The 16,738-nt window shown below is 75.2% G+C and carries 14 protein-coding genes; 10 read left to right on the top strand and 4 right to left on the bottom strand.

Going from position 1 to position 16,738, the window contains the following annotated elements:
• The first annotated feature begins 72 nt into the window (after positions 1 to 72).
• On the top strand, positions 73 to 1,356 hold the full coding sequence (locus tag ACLQ22_RS24175) for an ABC transporter substrate-binding protein (protein WP_327028775.1): 1,284 nt from the start codon (positions 73 to 75) through the stop codon (positions 1,354 to 1,356).
• Between the two features lie 66 nt (positions 1,357 to 1,422).
• Here ACLQ22_RS24175 and ACLQ22_RS24170 read toward each other — a convergent pair whose 3' ends face one another.
• Positions 1,423 to 2,643, bottom strand: a complete 1,221-nt coding sequence (locus tag ACLQ22_RS24170) for an acetyl-CoA C-acetyltransferase (RefSeq protein ID WP_425694327.1) — start codon at positions 2,641 to 2,643, stop codon at positions 1,423 to 1,425.
• A 134-nt stretch (positions 2,644 to 2,777) separates the two neighbouring features.
• Between ACLQ22_RS24170 and ACLQ22_RS24165 the strand changes: the two genes are divergently transcribed.
• From ACLQ22_RS24165 to ACLQ22_RS24155, 3 genes are all read left to right on the top strand, one after another.
• A complete protein-coding gene (locus tag ACLQ22_RS24165; RefSeq protein ID WP_425694326.1) occupies positions 2,778 to 3,545 on the top strand; it encodes an SDR family oxidoreductase in 768 nt (255 codons plus the stop codon).
• 103 nt (positions 3,546 to 3,648) lie between these two features.
• Complete coding sequence (locus tag ACLQ22_RS24160) at positions 3,649 to 4,260, top strand: TetR/AcrR family transcriptional regulator (protein ID WP_121401380.1); 612 nt, start codon at positions 3,649 to 3,651, stop codon at positions 4,258 to 4,260.
• Between the two features lie 97 nt (positions 4,261 to 4,357).
• Positions 4,358 to 7,081, top strand: a complete 2,724-nt coding sequence (locus ACLQ22_RS24155; RefSeq protein ID WP_425694325.1) for a LuxR C-terminal-related transcriptional regulator — start codon at positions 4,358 to 4,360, stop codon at positions 7,079 to 7,081.
• A gap of 139 nt (positions 7,082 to 7,220) precedes the next feature.
• Here the strand turns inward: ACLQ22_RS24155 and ACLQ22_RS24150 are convergent, their stop codons facing one another.
• From ACLQ22_RS24150 to ACLQ22_RS24140, 3 genes are read right to left on the bottom strand one after another with little or no spacing between them, the layout of a single operon-like run.
• Positions 7,221 to 8,294, bottom strand: coding sequence for an alcohol dehydrogenase catalytic domain-containing protein (locus tag ACLQ22_RS24150; RefSeq protein ID WP_425694324.1), 1,074 nt, complete (start codon positions 8,292 to 8,294; stop codon positions 7,221 to 7,223).
• Positions 8,291 to 9,709 (bottom strand): aldehyde dehydrogenase family protein, encoded by a 1,419-nt coding sequence (locus ACLQ22_RS24145; RefSeq protein WP_425694323.1) that lies wholly within the window; start codon positions 9,707 to 9,709, stop codon positions 8,291 to 8,293. Before ACLQ22_RS24145 ends, ACLQ22_RS24150 begins: the two co-directional genes overlap by 4 nt.
• A 48-nt stretch (positions 9,710 to 9,757) precedes the next feature.
• Positions 9,758 to 10,423 (bottom strand): TetR/AcrR family transcriptional regulator, encoded by a 666-nt coding sequence (locus tag ACLQ22_RS24140; RefSeq protein ID WP_425694322.1) that lies wholly within the window; start codon positions 10,421 to 10,423, stop codon positions 9,758 to 9,760.
• 90 nt (positions 10,424 to 10,513) lie between these two features.
• Between ACLQ22_RS24140 and ACLQ22_RS24135 the strand changes: the two genes are divergently transcribed.
• The 6 genes from ACLQ22_RS24135 to ACLQ22_RS24110 all read left to right on the top strand — a co-directional run bounded on the left by ACLQ22_RS24135 (position 10,514) and on the right by ACLQ22_RS24110 (position 16,639).
• Positions 10,514 to 11,662, top strand: coding sequence for an acyl-CoA dehydrogenase family protein (locus tag ACLQ22_RS24135; RefSeq protein WP_425694321.1), 1,149 nt, complete (start codon positions 10,514 to 10,516; stop codon positions 11,660 to 11,662).
• A gap of 15 nt (positions 11,663 to 11,677) precedes the next feature.
• Positions 11,678 to 12,436, top strand: coding sequence for a 3-oxoacyl-ACP reductase FabG (gene fabG / locus ACLQ22_RS24130; protein ID WP_425694320.1), 759 nt, complete (start codon positions 11,678 to 11,680; stop codon positions 12,434 to 12,436).
• Between the two features lie 34 nt (positions 12,437 to 12,470).
• Positions 12,471 to 13,643, top strand: coding sequence for an acyl-CoA dehydrogenase family protein (locus tag ACLQ22_RS24125; RefSeq protein WP_425694319.1), 1,173 nt, complete (start codon positions 12,471 to 12,473; stop codon positions 13,641 to 13,643).
• Complete coding sequence (locus ACLQ22_RS24120) at positions 13,640 to 14,107, top strand: MaoC family dehydratase (RefSeq protein ID WP_425694318.1); 468 nt, start codon at positions 13,640 to 13,642, stop codon at positions 14,105 to 14,107. Before ACLQ22_RS24125 ends, ACLQ22_RS24120 begins: the two co-directional genes overlap by 4 nt.
• Before the next feature lie 201 nt (positions 14,108 to 14,308).
• Positions 14,309 to 15,124 (top strand): SigB/SigF/SigG family RNA polymerase sigma factor, encoded by an 816-nt coding sequence (locus ACLQ22_RS24115; RefSeq protein ID WP_425694317.1) that lies wholly within the window; start codon positions 14,309 to 14,311, stop codon positions 15,122 to 15,124.
• A gap of 324 nt (positions 15,125 to 15,448) precedes the next feature.
• Positions 15,449 to 16,639, top strand: a complete 1,191-nt coding sequence (locus ACLQ22_RS24110) for a M20/M25/M40 family metallo-hydrolase (RefSeq protein ID WP_425694316.1) — start codon at positions 15,449 to 15,451, stop codon at positions 16,637 to 16,639.
• Positions 16,640 to 16,738: the final 99 nt, after the last annotated feature.

Below are 16,738 nucleotides of genomic sequence, written 5' to 3'. Positions count from 1 at the left end.
GCACCACACCACCCACCACCCGCACCACGACCACCCACCACCACCCGGACCGAGGAAAGGTCGGTGTCTGACATGACACGAACGGCACGGCGCGGTCTCGCGCTCGCCACCGCCATCACCCTGCTCGTCGCCTCCGCCGCCTGCACCGGGGACGACGGTGGCGGCGGCGGGGGCACGGTCCCCGGCGTCACCGACACCGAGATCGTGGTCGGCACGCACATGCCGCTCACCGGTCCGGCCTCCGCCGGCTACTCGAAGATCGCTCCCGCCACGAAGGCGTACTTCGACCACGTCAACGCCAACGGGGGCGTGCACGGCCGGAAGATCACCTACAAGATCATGGACGACGGCTACAACCCGGCGAACACGCAGCAGGTGGTCCGCCAGCTCGTCCTGCAGGACAAGGTCTTCGCCATCCTCAACGGGCTCGGCACGCCGACCCACACCGGCGTGCTCGACTTCCTCAAGAGCAACCGGGTGCCCGACCTCTTCGTCGCCTCCGGAAGCCGCAGCTGGGACCAGCCCGACCGGTATCCGGGCACGTTCGGCTTCAACCCCGACTACACGGTGGAGGGCAAGATCCTGGCCCAGCACGTGAAGACCAGCCTGCCGGGGCGCAAGGTCTGCTTCCTCGGCCAGGACGACGACTTCGGCCGGGACAGCCTGGTCGGCGTGGAGAAGGTGCTCGGCGCCGGCGCGGTGGCGGCGAAGCAGACGTACGTCACCAGCAACACCAACGTGGCGCCCCAGATCGGCGCGTTCAAGGCGGCCGGCTGCCAGGTGGTCATCCTCGCCACCGTGCCCGGCTTCACCGCCCTCGCCGTCGGCACCGCCGCCCGGCTGAACTTCAAGCCGCAGTGGCTGGTCTCCAACGTCGGCGCCGACCACCCGACGCTGGCCAAGCAGCTCGGCGCCGCGGCGGGCCTGCTCGAGGGCATGGTCGGCGCCAACTACCTGCCGATGCAGAACGACGCCGCCGACCCGTGGATCCAGCTCTTCACCAAGGTCAACAAGGAGTACAACGGGGACGCGCCGTTCGACGGCAACACCGTCTACGGCATGGCGGTCGGTTACCTCTTCGTGCAGGTGCTCCTCGCCGCCGGCAAGGACCTCACCCGCGAGGCGGTGACCGAGGCCGTCCGCAAGGGCGGCTACCAGGGGCCCGGCCTGGCCCCGCTGCGCTACTCCGACACCGACCACTCCGGCTACGGCGGGCAGCGGCTGACCCGGGTGAGCGGCGGGACGCAGGCCTACTTCGGGCCGACGTACGAGACGGACGAGGGCGACGGGCCGGTACGCGAGCACACGGCCCCGCCGGTGGCGCCGCCGGCCAACGGGGTGCCGACGGCCTCCTGACCGGTCGCACCCGGCACCGGCCGGGCGTGGCGCGTCGGTCTCCCGGCCCGCCACGCCCGGTCGGCGTCAGCTCAGCCGCTCGACGACCATCGCCATGCCCTGGCCGCCGCCGACGCACATGGTCGCCAGCCCGATCTCCTGGTCGTGCCAGCGCAGCGAGTTGATCAGCGTGGTGGTGATCCGGGCGCCGGTCATGCCGAACGGGTGGCCCACCGCGATCGCGCCCCCGTTGACGTTGAGCCGGTCCCAGTCGATGCCCAGCTCGCGGGCGCTGGGCAGCACCTGCGCGGCGAACGCCTCGTTGATCTCGACCAGGTCGACGTCGTCGACGGACATGCCGGCCCGGCGCAGCGCCTGCCGCGACGCCGCCACCGGCCCGAGCCCCATGACCTCGGGGGAGAGGGCGCTCAGGCCGGTGGAGACGATCCGGGCCAGCGGGGTGACGCCCAGCTCCCGCGCCCGTACGTCCGACATCACGACGAGCGCGGCGGCGCCGTCGTTGAGCGGGCAGCAGTTGCCGGCGGTCACCGTGCCGTCGGGCCGGAACACCGGCGGCAGCGCCGCCACCGCCTCCAGGGTCACCCCGGCGCGCGGCCCGTCGTCGGCGGTCACCACCGCCCCGCCGGGGACGGTGACCGGGGTGATCTCGCGGGCCCAGAAGCCGTCGGCGATCGCCTTCTCGGCCAGCAGCTGCGACCGTACGGCGAACTCGTCCTGGCTCAGCCGGGACACCCCGCGCAGGTGCGCCACGTTCTCGGCGGTCTGTCCCATCGCGACGTAGACGTCCGGCAGCTCGCCGTCCTCGCGCGGGTCGTGCCAGCCCGACAGGTCGCCGGCCGCCCTGGTCGCGGTGCGCTCCAGGGCCCCGGCGAAGGCGGGATTGGTGGTGCCGGGGTGCCCGTCGGCGCGACCCCGGTCGTAGCGGGAGACGCACTCCACCCCGACCGAGAGGAAGGCGTGGCCCTCGCCCGCGCGGATGGCGTGCAGGGCCATCCGGGTGGTCTGCAACGACGACGAGCAGTACCGGTTGACGGTCGTGCCGGGCAGGTGGTCCAGCCCGAGCAGGGTGCCGACCACCCGGGCGAGGTTGTGACCCTGCTCGCCGGCCGGCTGCCCGCAGCCGAGCATCAGGTCGTCGATCTCGCGCGGGTCGAGCGCCGGCACCTGGTCGAGGGCGGCGCGCACGATGGTGGCGGCCAGGTCGTCGGCGCGCAGGTCGCGCAGGGAGCCCTTGCGCGCACGCCCGATCGGTGACCTGGCGGCGGCGACGATGACGGCTTCGGGCATGGGAGCGTCCTCTCCGGAGGGCGAACTATCTGCATCGACAGTGCTGTTATGCCGAGGTGCTGTCAATGGAATGTGACCTGTCCATCGACGTTCCATCGTTGACGAGTGCCGATTGCCCTCCTACTATCTGCATCGTGAATGCAGATTCGGGGCGACTCGCGGGCCGGGTCGCCCTCGTCACGGGCGCCAGTCGCGGCATCGGCCTGGCCGTCGCCCGCCGGCTCGTGGCCGAGGGCGCCCGCGTCGGACTGACCGCGCGGCACCCGGAGGCCCTGGCCGAGGCGGTCGCGGCCCTGGGCGGGCCCGCCCACGCGGTGGCCGTCGCCGGCCGGGCCGACGACGCGGGGCACCGACGGGCGGCGGTCGACGCCGTGACCGAGGCGTTCGGGCCGGTCGACGTGCTGGTCAACAACGTCGGCATCAACCCGGCGTACGGGCCGCTGGTCGAGCTGGACCTGGCGGCGGCCCGCAAGATCCTCGACGTCAACCTGGTCGGCACGCTCGGCTGGGTGCAGCAGGTCGCCGCGGGGATGGGCGAGCGCGGCGGCTGCGTCGTCAACGTCTCCTCGATCGCCGGCCGCACCCCGTCGCCCGGCATCGCCTTCTACGGGGTGAGCAAGGCCGCCGTCGACCACCTCACCGCGTGCCTGGCCGTCGAACTCGCCCCGAGGATCCGGGTCAACGCGGTCGCGCCCGCCGTGGTGAAGACCCGCTTCGCGGCGGCGCTGCACGAGGGCCGGGAGGAGGAGGTCGCCCGGGCGTACCCGCTGGGGCGCCTCGGGCTGCCGCGCGACGTGGCCGGCGCGGTGGCCTTCCTCGCCTCCGACGACGCGGCCTGGATCACCGGGCAGACCCTCGTCCTCGACGGCGGGGTCAGCCTCGCCGGCCGGCCCGCCGGATGACCGCGCCGGGCCCGGGCCGGGGCCGGACGGTCGCCGGGTCGCCCGCGGCTAGACTCGGCGCGGCGGTACGGGCGACGTGACGGCGATGAGGAGGCGGGCGCGGATGGGCGGTGCCGAGGCGCCGGTCCGGGTCGACGGCCGGACCGCCCGGGCCGAACGCACCCGGGCGGCGATCGTCGAGGCGCACCTGGCGCTCATCTCCGAGGGCGACCTGCGCCCGACCGGCGAGCGCATCGCCGAGCGGGCCGGCATCTCGCTGCGGACGCTCTGGACCAACTTCAAGGACATGGAGACGCTGTTCGAGGCCAGCGGCGCGGAGCTGCTCCGGCAGCAGGACGCCGCCCACCGGCCGATCTCGCCGGCGCTGCCGCTGGCCCGGCGGGTCGACGCGTACTGCCGGCAGCGGGCCCGGCTGCTCCAGCTCATCGCCCCGTCGGCCCGCGCCGCCCAGATGCGCGAGCCGGTCTCCGGGCAGCTGCGCCGCAACCGCCTCAAGCACATCGCGCGGGTGCGCGACGAGGTCGAGCAGCTCTTCGCCGCCGAGCTGGAGCAGGCCGGCCCGGACCGGGACCAGGTGGTGCACGCCCTGGTGGCCGCGAGCATGTGGCCGGCCTGGTCGATGCTGCGCGACGGGCTGGGGCTGGGCGTGGACCAGGCCCGCGCGGTGATGACCCGGACGGTCGCCGCCCTGCTGGCCGACGTCGGCCCGCGCTGACGCGCGACGTGGGAAGGCGGCGCCGCTGGTCTTTCCATCGGGCTACCGATAGGTAACACTCGATTGCATGGTTACTGCATCGTCAGTGCAATTAGCCGTGTTGCGCGGCCGGGCCGACGAGTGCGCCGCGATCCGGCGCCTGCTGGGTGACCTGCCCACCGGCGGGGGAGCGCTGCTGGTCCAGGGCGAGCCCGGATCCGGCCGGAGCGCGCTCGTCGACTACGCCCACCGGCACGCCGGGGGCTGCACCGTCCTGGCCGGCACCGGGCTGCCCGAGGAGGCGGCCCTGCCGTACGCGGGGCTGCAACGGTTGCTGGACCCGGTGCTCGACCGGGCCGGCGCGCTCCCCGAACAGCAGCGACGGGTGCTGCTGCGGGCGCTGGCCGGCGCGGGCTGCCCCGCCCACCGGCGCCTGGCGCTCTCCCTGGCCGTGCTCGGCCTGCTCGCCGCCGCCGCGCGGGACCGTCCGCTGCTGTGCACGATGGACGACGTGGACCGGGGCGACCAGCCCACCGCGGACGCGCTGGCGTTCGTCGCCCGCCGGCTGCGCAGGTCGTCGGTGGCCGTCCTGCTCACCACGGCCGCGGACGTCCCCCTCGGCGGGATAACCCGGCACCGGCTCCGCCCGCTCGACGACCGGGACAGCGCCGCACTGCTCGCCGACCGGCTGGCCGGCCGGCCGCCCGCGCCGCCCGTGGCCGCCGCGCTCGCCGCGGCGGCCGGGGGCAACCCGCAGGCGCTCGTCGACCTGGCCGAGGTGCTCACCCCCGGCCAGTGCCGCGGGGAGGAGCCGGTGCCCGAGACGCCCCCGCCCGACGGCAGGCTGGGCCGCGCCTACCGGGCCCGCCTGGACCGGCTGCCGGCCGACACCCGCCGCGTCCTGCTGCTCGCCGCGCTCGACGAGGACGGGGAGCCGGCCACCCTGCTCCGGGCCGCCCGGGTCGCCGGCACGGCGGTCGAGGCGCTCGCGCCGGCCGAACTCGCCGGCCTGGTCCGCGTCGAGCCGCGACGGGTGACCTTCCCGCAGCCCCTCGTCCGGACCGTGATCCGGGCCGCCGCGCCGCTGGCCGAGCGGCGCGCGGCGCACCTGCTGCTCGCCGGCGTGCTCGACGGGGCCGGGCACCGGCTGCGCCGGGCGGGGCACCTCGCCGCCGCCGCTCAGGGACCCGACCCGGCCCTGGCCGCCGAGCTGGAGCAGGCCGCGACCGAGTGCGAGGGCGCGGGAACGGCGGCCTCGGCCGCGCTGCAACGGGCCGCCGAACTCACCGACGACCCGGCACGCGCCGCCGCCCGGCTGGTGGCCGCCGCCCGGTACGCCTGGTCGGCCGGCCGGACGCACCGGGCCCGACTGCTGCTGGGGAGCCTGCCCGCCGCCGTGGACGCCACCGAGGCGGGCCGGGCCGGGCTGCTGCGCGGCGAGCTGGAGCTGCGCGCCGGCCGGCCCCGGTCCGCGCCCGCCACGCTGCTGGCCGCGGCGGACGCGCTGGCCGGCACCGATCGCGCGCTGGCCCTCGGCGCGCTGGTGCGGGCGGGCGAGGCCGCCTGCTTCACCGGCGACCAGTACCGCTACGCCGACGTCGCCCGGCGGGCGCGGCTGTTGCGCCGCCCCGACGACCCGCCCGCGACCGAGCTGCTGAGCGCCTACGTCGCCGGGACCGCGGCGACCCTGCGCGGCGACCACGAGCAGGCCGGGCCCGCCCTGCGCCGGGCGGTCGTCCTCGGTGGGCAGCTGACCGGGCCGGCGCTGACCCCGGGTGCCCTGACCTGCGCGGCGGCCGCCGGGCTGCTGGTGGCCGTGGACGGCGCGGCGCACCGGCTCGCCGAGCGCGCCGTCGAGCTGGCCCGCGAGCGCGGCGAGCTGTCCGCCCTGCCGCGCGCCCTGGAGCTGCGGGCGGCCGCCGAGTACTGGCTGGGCCGGCACGAGGCCGCGACGGACAGCTCCCGGGAGGGGCTGCGGATCGCCCGGGACACCGGCCAGGAGAACTGGGCCGGCGTGCACCTGGGCATGCTGGCGGTGCTGGCCGCCGTCCGGGCCGACCGCGACACCGCCCTGCGCCGGATCCGCGAGATCGGCGAGGACCCGGGCGCGCACAGCCGGCCCCGCGCCCTCGCGCAGTGGGCCCTGGCGGTGCTCGACCTGGTCGACAACCGGCCGGCCGCCGCCGCCGCGCGACTGGCCGCGCTGGCCCGCCCCGGCACGGGCCGGGGGCAGGTGCTGGTCCTGGTGATGGCCACCCCGTACCTGGTGGAGGCCGCCGCCGCCGTCGCGGACCGGCCGGCGGCCGGCGCCGCCCTCGCCGTCTTCGACAGGTGGGCCAGCAGTACGGCGAGCCCGTCGCGCCGGGCCCTCTCCGCGCGCTGCCACGGGCTGCTCGCGCCCCGGGGCAGCGCCGAGGCGGAGCGGGAGTTCCGCACCGCCCTGCGGCTGCACCCGACGGACGCCGGCGCGTTCGAGCGCGCCCGCACCGAGCTGCTCCTGGGCCGGGAACTGCGCCGCAGCCGCCGTCCCCGCGCGGCGCGCGAGCACCTGCACGCCGCCCGGGAGGCGTTCACCCTGCTCGGGGCGGCCACCTGGGCGGAGCAGGCCACCACGGAGCTGCGGGCGGCCGGGGAGTCGGTCGGCCCGCCGGAGGAGTCGGCGGCGCGACTGCTGACCGGCCAGCAGCTGCGGATCGCGCAGCTGGTCGCCGAGGGCGCCACCAACCGGGAGATCGCCGCCCGGATGTTCCTCTCCACCCGTACGGTCGACCATCACCTCCGCAACATCTTCCACCGCCTCAACATCCGCTCCCGCACGGAACTGGCCCGCGCCCTCTCCTGACCCCCGCTGCCCTCCCACCCCACCCCCGACCGGCGCCGATCACGCAGTCGTGGTGCCCCGCGAAAGCCGCGAAGTGGCACTGACCGCCCACCACAAGTCCATGATCGACGCCGGTGGGGGCGGGGAGGGGGGAGCGGGGTCAGGGGAGGATCACGGTGCGGGCGCCCTCGCCGCGGGACATGCGGGCGAAGGCCTCGGGGGCGCCGTCGAGGGTGGTCCGGTCGGTGATCAGGTAGCCGAGGTCGAGGGTGCCGTCGAGCACGGACCGGGCGAGTTCGGGCACGTCCCGGTCCGGGTCGGAGGAGCCGTAGACCGAGGAACGCAGGATCCGGGCCGAGTGGAAGATGTCCAGCGCGCCCAGCCCGACGATGTCGTCCTTGGCCCCCATGCCGACGACGGTCACCTGTCCACCCCGGCGGGTCGCCCGCCACGCGGTGCGGATCGTGGCGCTGCGCCCGACGCACTCCAGCGCGTGGTCGACGCCCCGGCCTCCGGTCCGCTGCCGGACCGCCCGGCTGAGCGACTCGTCGGCGAGCAGGAAGTCGGTGGCGCCGGCCGCGGTGGCCAGCGCCGCCTTGGTCGGGGAGACGTCGACGGCGAGCACCGGGTCGGCGCCGGCGGCGCGCGCGGCGGCGACCACCGACAGCCCCACCCCGCCGAGGCCGATCACGGCCACCGACTCGCCGGGGGCCACCCCCGCCGTGCGGCGGACCGCGCCGACGCCGGTGAGCACGGCGCAACCCAGCAGCGCCGCCGCCTCGAACGGCAGCTCCGCCGGGACTTCGATGACGGCCTCCTGCGGCACCACCACCTCCTCCGCGAGGGCGCCGAGGCCGAGCGTGACGTGCAGCGCCTCGCCGGCCGGCGTGCGTCCACGGGGGGCCGAGGGCGACCCGGTGCGCTCGCACAGCCACGGTTCGTCCCGCCCGCAGTACCAGCAGCCGCGGCACGGCGGGGCCCAGTTCAGCACCACGTGCGCGCCGGGCGCGACCCGCGTGACGGCGTCGCCTACCTCGACCACCACCCCGGCCGCCTCGTGCCCGAGCACCAGCGGGTACGGCGGTGCGAGCGTCCCGTCGACCATGGACAGGTCGGAGTGGCAGACGCCCGCCGCCCGGACGCTGACCCGTACCTCGTGCGGGCCGGGGGACGGCAGCTCGATCTCCTCCACCAGCAGCGGGGCGTCGACGGCCCGGACGACCAGCGCCCTCATCGCTGGATGGCCTTGACCTGGAGGAACTCCTCAAGCCCGTGCCGGCCCAGCTCCCGGCCGAGGCCGGACTGCTTGTAGCCGCCGAACGGGGCGAGCGGGTTGAACGGGGCGCCGTTGACGTCGACGGCGCCGGTGCGCATCCGCCGGGCCACCCGCAGCGCCCGTTCCCCGTCGGCCGACCAGACGGCGCCGGCCAGGCCGTACCGGGAGTTGTTGGCGACGGCCACCGCCTCGTCCTCGTCGGCGAACGGGATGACCGCGAGCACCGGGCCGAAGACCTCCTCCTGGGCCAGGGCGCTGTCGGGGTCGACGTCGGCGATCACCGTCGGGGCGACGAAGTATCCCCGCTCGGGCAGCGGGGCGTCCGGCCCGCCGGCGACCAGCCGGCCCCCGTCGGCCAGACCCCGCGCGACGTGGCCGAGGACCCGCTCGCGCTGCGCCGCGGAGACCAGCGGGCCGAGCCGGGTGGCCGGGTCGAACGGGTCGCCGAGCCGGTAGCCCGCCGCCGCCTTGGCGGCCAGGTCGAGGGCCTCGTCGTAGCGGTCGCGGTGCACCAGCAGGCGGGTCCAGGCGGTGCAGGTCTGGCCGGAGTTGAGGAAGGCGTTGCCGACCCCCACCTTCACGGCCGTGGCCAGGTCCGCGTCGTCGAGGACGATGTTGGCCGACTTGCCGCCGAGTTCCAGGGCGACCCGGGCGATCCGGTCGGCGGCGAGGTGGGAGATCCGCCGGCCGGTGGCCGTCGAGCCGGTGAAGGAGACCATGTCGACGTCCGGGTGCGCGGCGATGGCCTCGCCGACCACCGGGCCGGTGCCGGTGACCAGGTTGACCACCCCGGGCGGGAAGCCGGCCTCGTGGATCGCGTCGAAGAGCAGGTACGCCGTCAGCGGGGTCAGCTCGCTCGGCTTGAGCACCACCGTGCAGCCGGCGGCCAGGGCCGGGGCCAGTTTCGCGACGACCTGGTGCAGCGGGTAGTTCCACGGGGTGATCGCCCCGACCACGCCGACCGGTTCCCGGACCACCAGCGAGTTGCCGACGGTCTCGTCGGCCGGGGGATGGGCGGCCAGCTCGACGTAGCTGTGCAGGACGGTCAGCGGCAGGCCGGCCTGGACCCGGGTGGCGACCTTCAGCGGGGTGCCGAGTTCCAGGGCGACGGTGCGGGCGATCTCGTCGGCCCGGGCGGAGAGCGCGGCGTGCAGCCGGTCCAGGCGGGCGGCCCGCTCGGCGGGCGCGGTGTCGGCCCAGCCGGGGAAGGCGGCCCGGGCCGCCGCGACGGCGCGGTCGACGTCGGCCGCCGTGCCGGCCGGCACCGTCGCGACGACCTCCTCGGTCGCCGGGTTCCGCACCGCGACGGTCTCCCCGGAGCCGGCGGCGAGCCACTGTCCGTCGAGGTAGAAGTCGGTCCGTGCGAGATCCATCGTGCCCCTCACGTACGTCGGCCAAAACTAGCAGCGCAAGTTTTGACTCTAGTACGCGTCGTCGGCCGGCGGGAGGGGTGGCAGCGGCCCGATGTGCTCCTCGTAGGTGCGCGACAGCCCGTGGATGAGCGCGTCGAGGCCCAACGCGAAGGCGCCCTCGTCCACCCGCTGCTGGTGCTCGGCCAGCCGGTGGGCCTGGGTCAGGTGCGGGTACTGCTCCGCGTACAGCCCGGGGTCCTCCACGAAGCCCCGCGCGAACGAGCCCAGCGCCGAGCCGGCCACGAAGTAGCGCATGAGCGCGCCGATGTGCGTCGCCCGGGCCGGCGGCCAGCCGGCGGCGACCAGCCCGCCGTAGACCGCGTCGGCCATGGCCAGCGCCGCCGGCCGGCGCCCCGGCCCCCGGGCCAGGTACGGCACGATGTTCGGGTGCGCGGCCAGCGCCGCGCGGTAGGAGAGCCCCCACCGGCGCAGCGCCTCCCGCCAGTCGACGCTGCCGAAGAACGACACGTCCACCTGGCCGGTGACGCTGTCGGCCACCGCGTCGAGGATCTCGTCCTTGGTGGCGAAGTGGTTGTAGAGCGAGGGCCCGCGTACCCCGAGCTCGGCGGCGAGCCGGCGGGTGGAGAAGCCCTCCAGCCCTTCGGCGTCGATCAGCGCGGCGGCGGTCTCGACGATCCGCTGCCGGCTGAGCAGCGCCTGCCGCGGCCGGGGCATCCGGTCCTCCTTCGCTCGGGGTGGTCCGTCGCAGACTCTGCCACAACCGGGTCTGGACGGAATTAAACTTGCACCGCTAGTTTAAGCCTCATGGATCTGGAACTGTCCGCCGAGCAGGCGGCGGTCCGCCGGCTCGCCGCGGACTTCGTCGACCGCGAGGTGACGCCGCACGCGGCCACCTGGGACCGCCGCGAGTCCGTGGACCCCGACATCGTCGGCAAGCTCGGCGACCTCGGCTTCCTCGGGCTCACCATCGGCGAGGACGACGGCGGTTCGGGCGGCGACCACCTCTCCTACTGCCTCGTGCTGGAGGAGCTCGGCCGGGGCGACTCCGCCGTGCGCGGCATCGTCTCGGTCTCCCTCGGGCTGGTCGCCAAGTCCGTCGCCGCACACGGGACCCCGGCCCAGCGGGAGCAGTGGCTGCCCCGGCTCTGCTCCGGCGCCGCCCTCGGCTGCTTCGGGCTGACCGAGCCGGACAGCGGCTCCGACGCGGCCGCGCTGACCACCCGGGCGGTCCGCGACGGCACCGACTGGCTGATCACCGGCGCGAAGATGTTCATCACCAACGGCACCACGGCCGACGTCGCGCTGGTCTTCGCCCGCACCGGCGGCCCGGGGCACCGGGGCATCAGCGCCTTCCTGGTGCCCACCGACGCGCCGGGCCTGACCCGGCGGGAGATCCACGGCAAGCTGGGCCTGCGCGGGCAGGCCACCGGGGAGCTGCGCTTCGACGGCGTACGGGTGCCGGAGTCGGCCCTCCTCGGCGAGGAGGGCGCCGGCTTCCGGCTCGCGCTGGCCACCCTGGCCAAGGGCCGGATGTCCGTGGCCGCCGGCTGCGTGGGCATCGCCCAGGGCTGCCTGGACGCGGCCGTCGGCTACGCCGGCCAGCGCACCCAGTTCGGCAAGCCCATCGCCGGGCACCAGCTCGTGCAGCAACTGCTCGCGGCCATCGCCGTCGACACCGACGCCGCGCGGCTGCTGGTGTGGCGGGTGGCGGACCTGATCGACCGGGGCCAGCCGTTCGCCACCGAGGCGTCGATGGCCAAGCTCTTCGCCAGCGAGGCCGCCGTCCGCGCGGCCAACAACGCGGTCCAGGTCTTCGGCGGGTACGGCTACATCGACGAGTACCCCGTCGGCAAGTACCTGCGCGACGCCCGCGTCGCCACCCTCTACGAGGGCACCAGCCAGATCCAGCAGCTGCTCATCGGACGTGCGCTCACCGGCGTCAACGCCTTCTAGAGCCAGGGAGAATCCGTGACCAGATTCGCCGACCGGGTCGCCGTCGTCACCGGCGCCGCGCAGGGCATCGGTGCGGCCACCGCGCACCGGCTGGCCGCCGAGGGCGCGGCGGTCGCCGTGGTCGACCTCGACGCCGGGCGCAGCCGGGCCGTCGCCGACGAGATCGCCGCCGCCGGTGGCCGGGCCGTCGGCATCGGCTGCGACGTGACCGACGCCGAGGCGGTCGCCGCCATGACCGAGCAGGTGGTCCAGGCGTACGGCGGGCTGCACGTGCTCGTCAACAACGCCGGGATCACCCGCGACAACCTGCTGTTCAGGATGCCGCTGCCCGAGTGGGAGGCGGTGCTGAGGACCAACCTGACGAGCATGTTCCTCTGCTGCCAGGCGGCGCAGGAGCACATGGTGGCCGCCCGCTACGGCCGGATCGTCAACCTCAGCAGCCGCTCCGCGCTGGGCAACCGGGGCCAGGTCAACTACGCGGCGGCCAAGGCCGGCGTGCAGGGGCTGACCGCCACCCTGGCCGTCGAGCTGGGCCCGTTCAACGTCACCGTCAACGCGGTCGCCCCCGGCTACGTGGCCACCGCGATGACCGCCGCCACCGCCGAGCGGGTCGGCAGCAGCCCCGAGGAGCACCAGCGGGCGGTCGCCGAGCACACCCCGTTGCGCCGGGTCGCCCAGCCGGCCGAGATCGCCTCGGTCATCGCCTTCCTGGCCAGCGACGACGCCTCGTACGTCAGCGGCCAGACCCTGTACGTCAACGGCGGCGCGCGCTGAGCCGCGCACCCGACCGCACCGACCCGGAGGGGACATGGACTTCGCGCTCTCGGACACCGAACGGGCCATCCGCGACACGGCCCGCGACTTCATCACCAGGGAGGTCATGCCGCTGGAGCCGGAGCTGCTGCGGCGCGAACGCGCCCACCGGCCCGGGCTGGAGCCCGACGAGCTGCGCGAGTTGCAGCTCAAGGCGCGGGCGTTCGGCTTCTGGGGGCTGGCCACCCCCGAGGAGTACGGCGGCATGGACCTGCCCGCCGTCACCCAGTCGCTGATCTGGACCGAACTCGGCCGCTCGTACGTGCCGTTCCGCTTCGGCGGCGAGGCCGACAACATCCTGTTCCGGGCCAACGACGCGCAGAAGCGGGAGTTCCTGATCCCGGCGATCGAGGGGGAGCGGCGCAGCTGCTTCGCGATCACCGAGCCGGGCGCGGGGTCCGACGCGGCCAACATCAGGCTCAGCGCCCGCCGCGACGGCGGCGACTGGGTGCTCAACGGCGAGAAGACCTTCATCACCGGCGGCAACGAGGCCGACTTCGCCATCGTCATCGCGGTCACCGACCGGGAGAAGGGGGCCCGCAACGGCGGCGCCACGGCCTTCCTGGTGGACCGGGCGATGGGTTGGCGCTCGGAGTTCATCCAGACCATGGGCGAGGGTGGCCCGGCCGCGCTGGTCTTCGACGACGTACGGGTGCCGGAGCGCAACATCCTCGGCGAGCCCGGCCAGGGCTTCACCCTCGCGATGGAGTGGATCGGCAAGGGGCGCTACACCATCCCCTCGCACGCCGTCGGCATCGCCGAGCGGGCGCTGCGCATGGCGATCGACCACGCCACCACCCGGCAGACGTTCGGCCGGCCCATCGGCGACAACCAGGCGATCCAGTGGATGATCGCCGACTCCGAGACCGAGCTGGAGGCGGCCCGCTGGCTCATCCTGCGGGCGGCCTGGACGGTCGACCAGGGCATGGATCCGCGGCACGCCTCCTCGATGGCGAAGCTCTACGGCGCCGGCATGGTCAACCGGGTGGTCGACCGGGTCCTGCAGATCCACGGCGGCATGGGCTACACCCGCGAACTGCCCGTCGAGCGGTGGTACCGGCAGGTCCGGCTCTACCGGATCTTCGAGGGCACCGACGAGATGCAGCGGCTCATCATCGCGCGGGACCTGCTGCGCGGCTACACCCGACTGGGAGGGCACCTGGCATGAGGACCTTCGACTCCGTCGACGAGCTGGCCGCGGCGGTGGGGGAGACCCTCGGCCCGGGGTCGTGGCAGCGGATCGAGCAGGGGCGTGTCGACCTGTTCGCCGACGCCACCGACGACCACCAGTGGATCCACCTCGACCCGGAGCGGGCCGCCGCCGGCCCGTACGGCGGCACGATCGCGCACGGCTTCCTGACCCTGTCCCTGCTGCCGGCGCTGGTGGGCCGGCTCTACCGGGTGCGGGGCGTGCGGATGGGGGTCAACTACGGGCTGAACCGGGTGCGGTTCCCCGCCCCGGTGCGGGTCGGCACGGCGGTCCGGGCCGTCGCCACCATCGCCGAGGTGTCCCCGGTGGCCGGCGGGGTGCAGCTGGTCACCGCCGCGACCGTGGAGTGCGACGCCGGCGGCAAGCCGGTCTGCGTCGCCGAGACGGTGAGTCGGCTCTACGTGGGGCCGCCGGACTCCTGAGCGGGGGGCGCCGGCCTCCTGAGTGCCGGCGGCACCGGCCGCGCGTGGCGGGAGCCACACCCTTCGCGCCTCCTTCAGTAGCTTATGTCGCTTTCATCCATCAGCCGTTCGGTTGATATGACGGCGGCCGTTGGTCTAGGGTGATGGCACTGCGGTCGCCGGTTCCCGGCGTCGCCGCATCTGTGGGACAGGAAGGGCAGCATGATCACCACGACGACCGCGCCGAGCACCACCACCACCGACGCCGCCACCACGGTCTCCGGTGACGAGACCCGCGCGAGCGAGCTGACCGCCGCCCTCGCCGCCCTGCCGGAGGGGCACCCCGACCGGCCGGCGCTGCGGGCGCGGGTGATCGAGGCGTGGCTGCCGCTGGCCCATCACCTCGCCTTCCGCTACAGCGGGCGCGGCGAGCCCAACGGGGACCTGGCCCAGACCGCGGCCCTCGGGCTGATCAAGGCCGTGGACCGGTTCGACGCCTCCCGGGGCGTGGACTTCGCCGGCTTCGCCATCCCGACGATCCTCGGTGAGATCAAGCGCCACTTCCGCGACCGCACCTGGAACATCCGGGTGCCGCGCCGCCTCCAGGAGCTGCGGCTGCGCATCTCCGAGGCCAACGGCACCCTCACCCAGACGCTCAACCGCGCGCCGACGGTCGCCGACATCGCCGCCCACCTCGGCGTCACCGAGGAAGAGGTCCTGGAGGGGCTCGAAGGCGCCCGCGCCTACAACGCGGTCTCCCTGTCCACTCCCATCGGCGACGGCGACAGCGCCACCGAGCTGGGCGACACCCTGGGCGCCGAGGACAGCGAGTACGAGCTGGCGGAGCTGCGGGTCGCCCTCGGCCCGGCCCTCGCCACCCTCGACGAGCGGGAGCAGAAGATCCTCACCCTCCGCTTCTACGGCAACCTCACCCAGAGCGAGATCGCCACGCAGGTCGGCGTCTCCCAGATGCACGTCTCCCGACTGCTCGCCCGCGCCCTGGGCAAGCTGCGCGGCCAGCTCGAAGGCAGCCGCTGACGACATCCCCACGGCGCGGCGGTACCGTCGCCGTCCCGCCTGGGCGTACCGTCCTCGTCCGCCCCGCCGTACCGGCGGGGCGGACGAGTTCGTTTCCGGCTTCTGGGATCGTCGCTGCCGGTGGCCGGCCCGGTGTGGCGGTCCTCGGCCCCGGCAGGTTCCCGACCTGACGCCGCCGGCCGGCGCCCCCGACGCAGGACCGGTGGTGATCGGCCGGTCCGCCCTGTCTTCCAGGGTGTCGTGTTGGGCGCCGCAGCACCGCATCCGTGCGGTCTCGGCATCGTGCCCTGTGGTCGCCGGGGGCGGCGGTGCCACCATCAGACCATGGTGGATGTCGATGTATTTCGGCGCGGGGCGCGGGCCCGGGCGGCGGTGATGACGGCGCGTCTGCGCCGGTTGGTGACCTGCGAGTCGCCGCCGGAACCGGGTCCGGAACTCACCGCCTGCGCCGAGCTGCTCCAGGCGTGGGGCGACGCCGCGCTGGGCCGGCGGGGGCGTCGGGTGGTCCTCGACGGACTGCCGCACCTGCTCTGGGCGGCCCCCGACCAGCGCGTGCTGCTGCTCGGGCACTACGACACGGTCTGGCCGGCGGGCACCATCCGGGAATGGCCCTTCACGATCACCGGAAGCACCGCCACGGGGCCCGGGGTCTGCGACATGAAGGCCGGGATCGTCCAGATGCTCACCGCGCTGGAACTGCTGCCGGACACCTCGCGGGTGGGGTTGCTGCTCACCTGCGACGAGGAGAGCGGATCCGGCACCTCCCGACCGCTCATCGAGGAGCAGGCCCGCCGCTCCGGGGCGGTGCTGGTCGGCGAGCCGAGCACCGAGGGCGGCGATCTGAAGGTCGCCCGCAAGGGCGGCTCCGTCTACCGGATCGCGGTGCGGGGCCGGGCGGCACACGCCGGCGTCGAGCCGCACCGGGGCGTCAACGCCGGGGTGGAGCTCGCGCACCACGTCCTCGCGGTGCAGTCCTTCGCCGCGGGGGAGACGAGTGTCACCCCGACGGTCCTCTCCGCCGGCACGATGACGAATGTCGTCCCCGAGTCCGCGGTCCTCTGCGTCGACGTGCGGGCCTGGACCCGCGAGGAGCTGCACCGGGTGGACCGACTCGTCCGCGAGCTGACCCCTCGGCTGCCCGACGCGCGGCTGACGGTCGGCGGCGGGATCAACCGGTACCCGCTGCCGGCCTCCGTGTCGGCATCGCTGTTGCGCGTCGCGCAGTCGGTGGGGGCGGAGCTCGGGCTGCCTGCCGTGCGCGGCGTCGCCGCCCCGGGCGCCTCCGACGCCAACTTCACCGGCGCGCTCGGCGTGCCGACCCTGGACGGGCTGGGCGGGGTGGGGGGCCTGCCGCACGCCCGCGGCGAGTACGTGGACGTCGCGAGGATGCCGGAGCGCACCGCGCTGCTGGCCGCCATGGTGGCCCGGCTTCTCGCCGCGCCCGGCCCGGACCAGGCAGCCGAGGGACCGCTCGGCGCCGTACCCGCCGCCCAGGGCTCGCCGGCGGACGGGTGAGCGCCCCGCTCGCGTGGCGTCCGCCGCTCGGCGGTCGAAGTCCGCACGGTTTCGTAAACGCGCCCCGCGCCGCTGGGCGATGCTGGATCCGTCGATCGC

It is taken from the genome of Micromonospora sp. DT178, from assembly GCF_049841695.1.
Lineage (GTDB): Bacteria > Actinomycetota > Actinomycetes > Mycobacteriales > Micromonosporaceae > Micromonospora.
This window is presented reverse-complemented; position numbering and strand designations above follow the sequence as displayed.

Coding starts and splice junctions, on each gene's coding strand:
- ACLQ22_RS24175 (WP_327028775.1), top strand. CDS start 73: ATGACACGAACGGCACGGCGCGGTCTCGCGCTCGCCACCGCCATCACC.
- ACLQ22_RS24170 (WP_425694327.1), bottom strand. CDS start 2,643: ATGCCCGAAGCCGTCATCGTCGCCGCCGCCAGGTCACCGATCGGGCGT.
- ACLQ22_RS24160 (WP_121401380.1), top strand. CDS start 3,649: ATGGGCGGTGCCGAGGCGCCGGTCCGGGTCGACGGCCGGACCGCCCGG.
- ACLQ22_RS24150 (WP_425694324.1), bottom strand. CDS start 8,294: ATGAGGGCGCTGGTCGTCCGGGCCGTCGACGCCCCGCTGCTGGTGGAG.
- ACLQ22_RS24145 (WP_425694323.1), bottom strand. CDS start 9,709: ATGGATCTCGCACGGACCGACTTCTACCTCGACGGACAGTGGCTCGCC.
- ACLQ22_RS24140 (WP_425694322.1), bottom strand. CDS start 10,423: ATGCCCCGGCCGCGGCAGGCGCTGCTCAGCCGGCAGCGGATCGTCGAG.
- ACLQ22_RS24135 (WP_425694321.1), top strand. CDS start 10,514: ATGGATCTGGAACTGTCCGCCGAGCAGGCGGCGGTCCGCCGGCTCGCC.
- ACLQ22_RS24125 (WP_425694319.1), top strand. CDS start 12,471: ATGGACTTCGCGCTCTCGGACACCGAACGGGCCATCCGCGACACGGCC.
- ACLQ22_RS24120 (WP_425694318.1), top strand. CDS start 13,640: ATGAGGACCTTCGACTCCGTCGACGAGCTGGCCGCGGCGGTGGGGGAG.
- ACLQ22_RS24115 (WP_425694317.1), top strand. CDS start 14,309: ATGATCACCACGACGACCGCGCCGAGCACCACCACCACCGACGCCGCC.
- ACLQ22_RS24110 (WP_425694316.1), top strand. CDS start 15,449: ATGGTGGATGTCGATGTATTTCGGCGCGGGGCGCGGGCCCGGGCGGCG.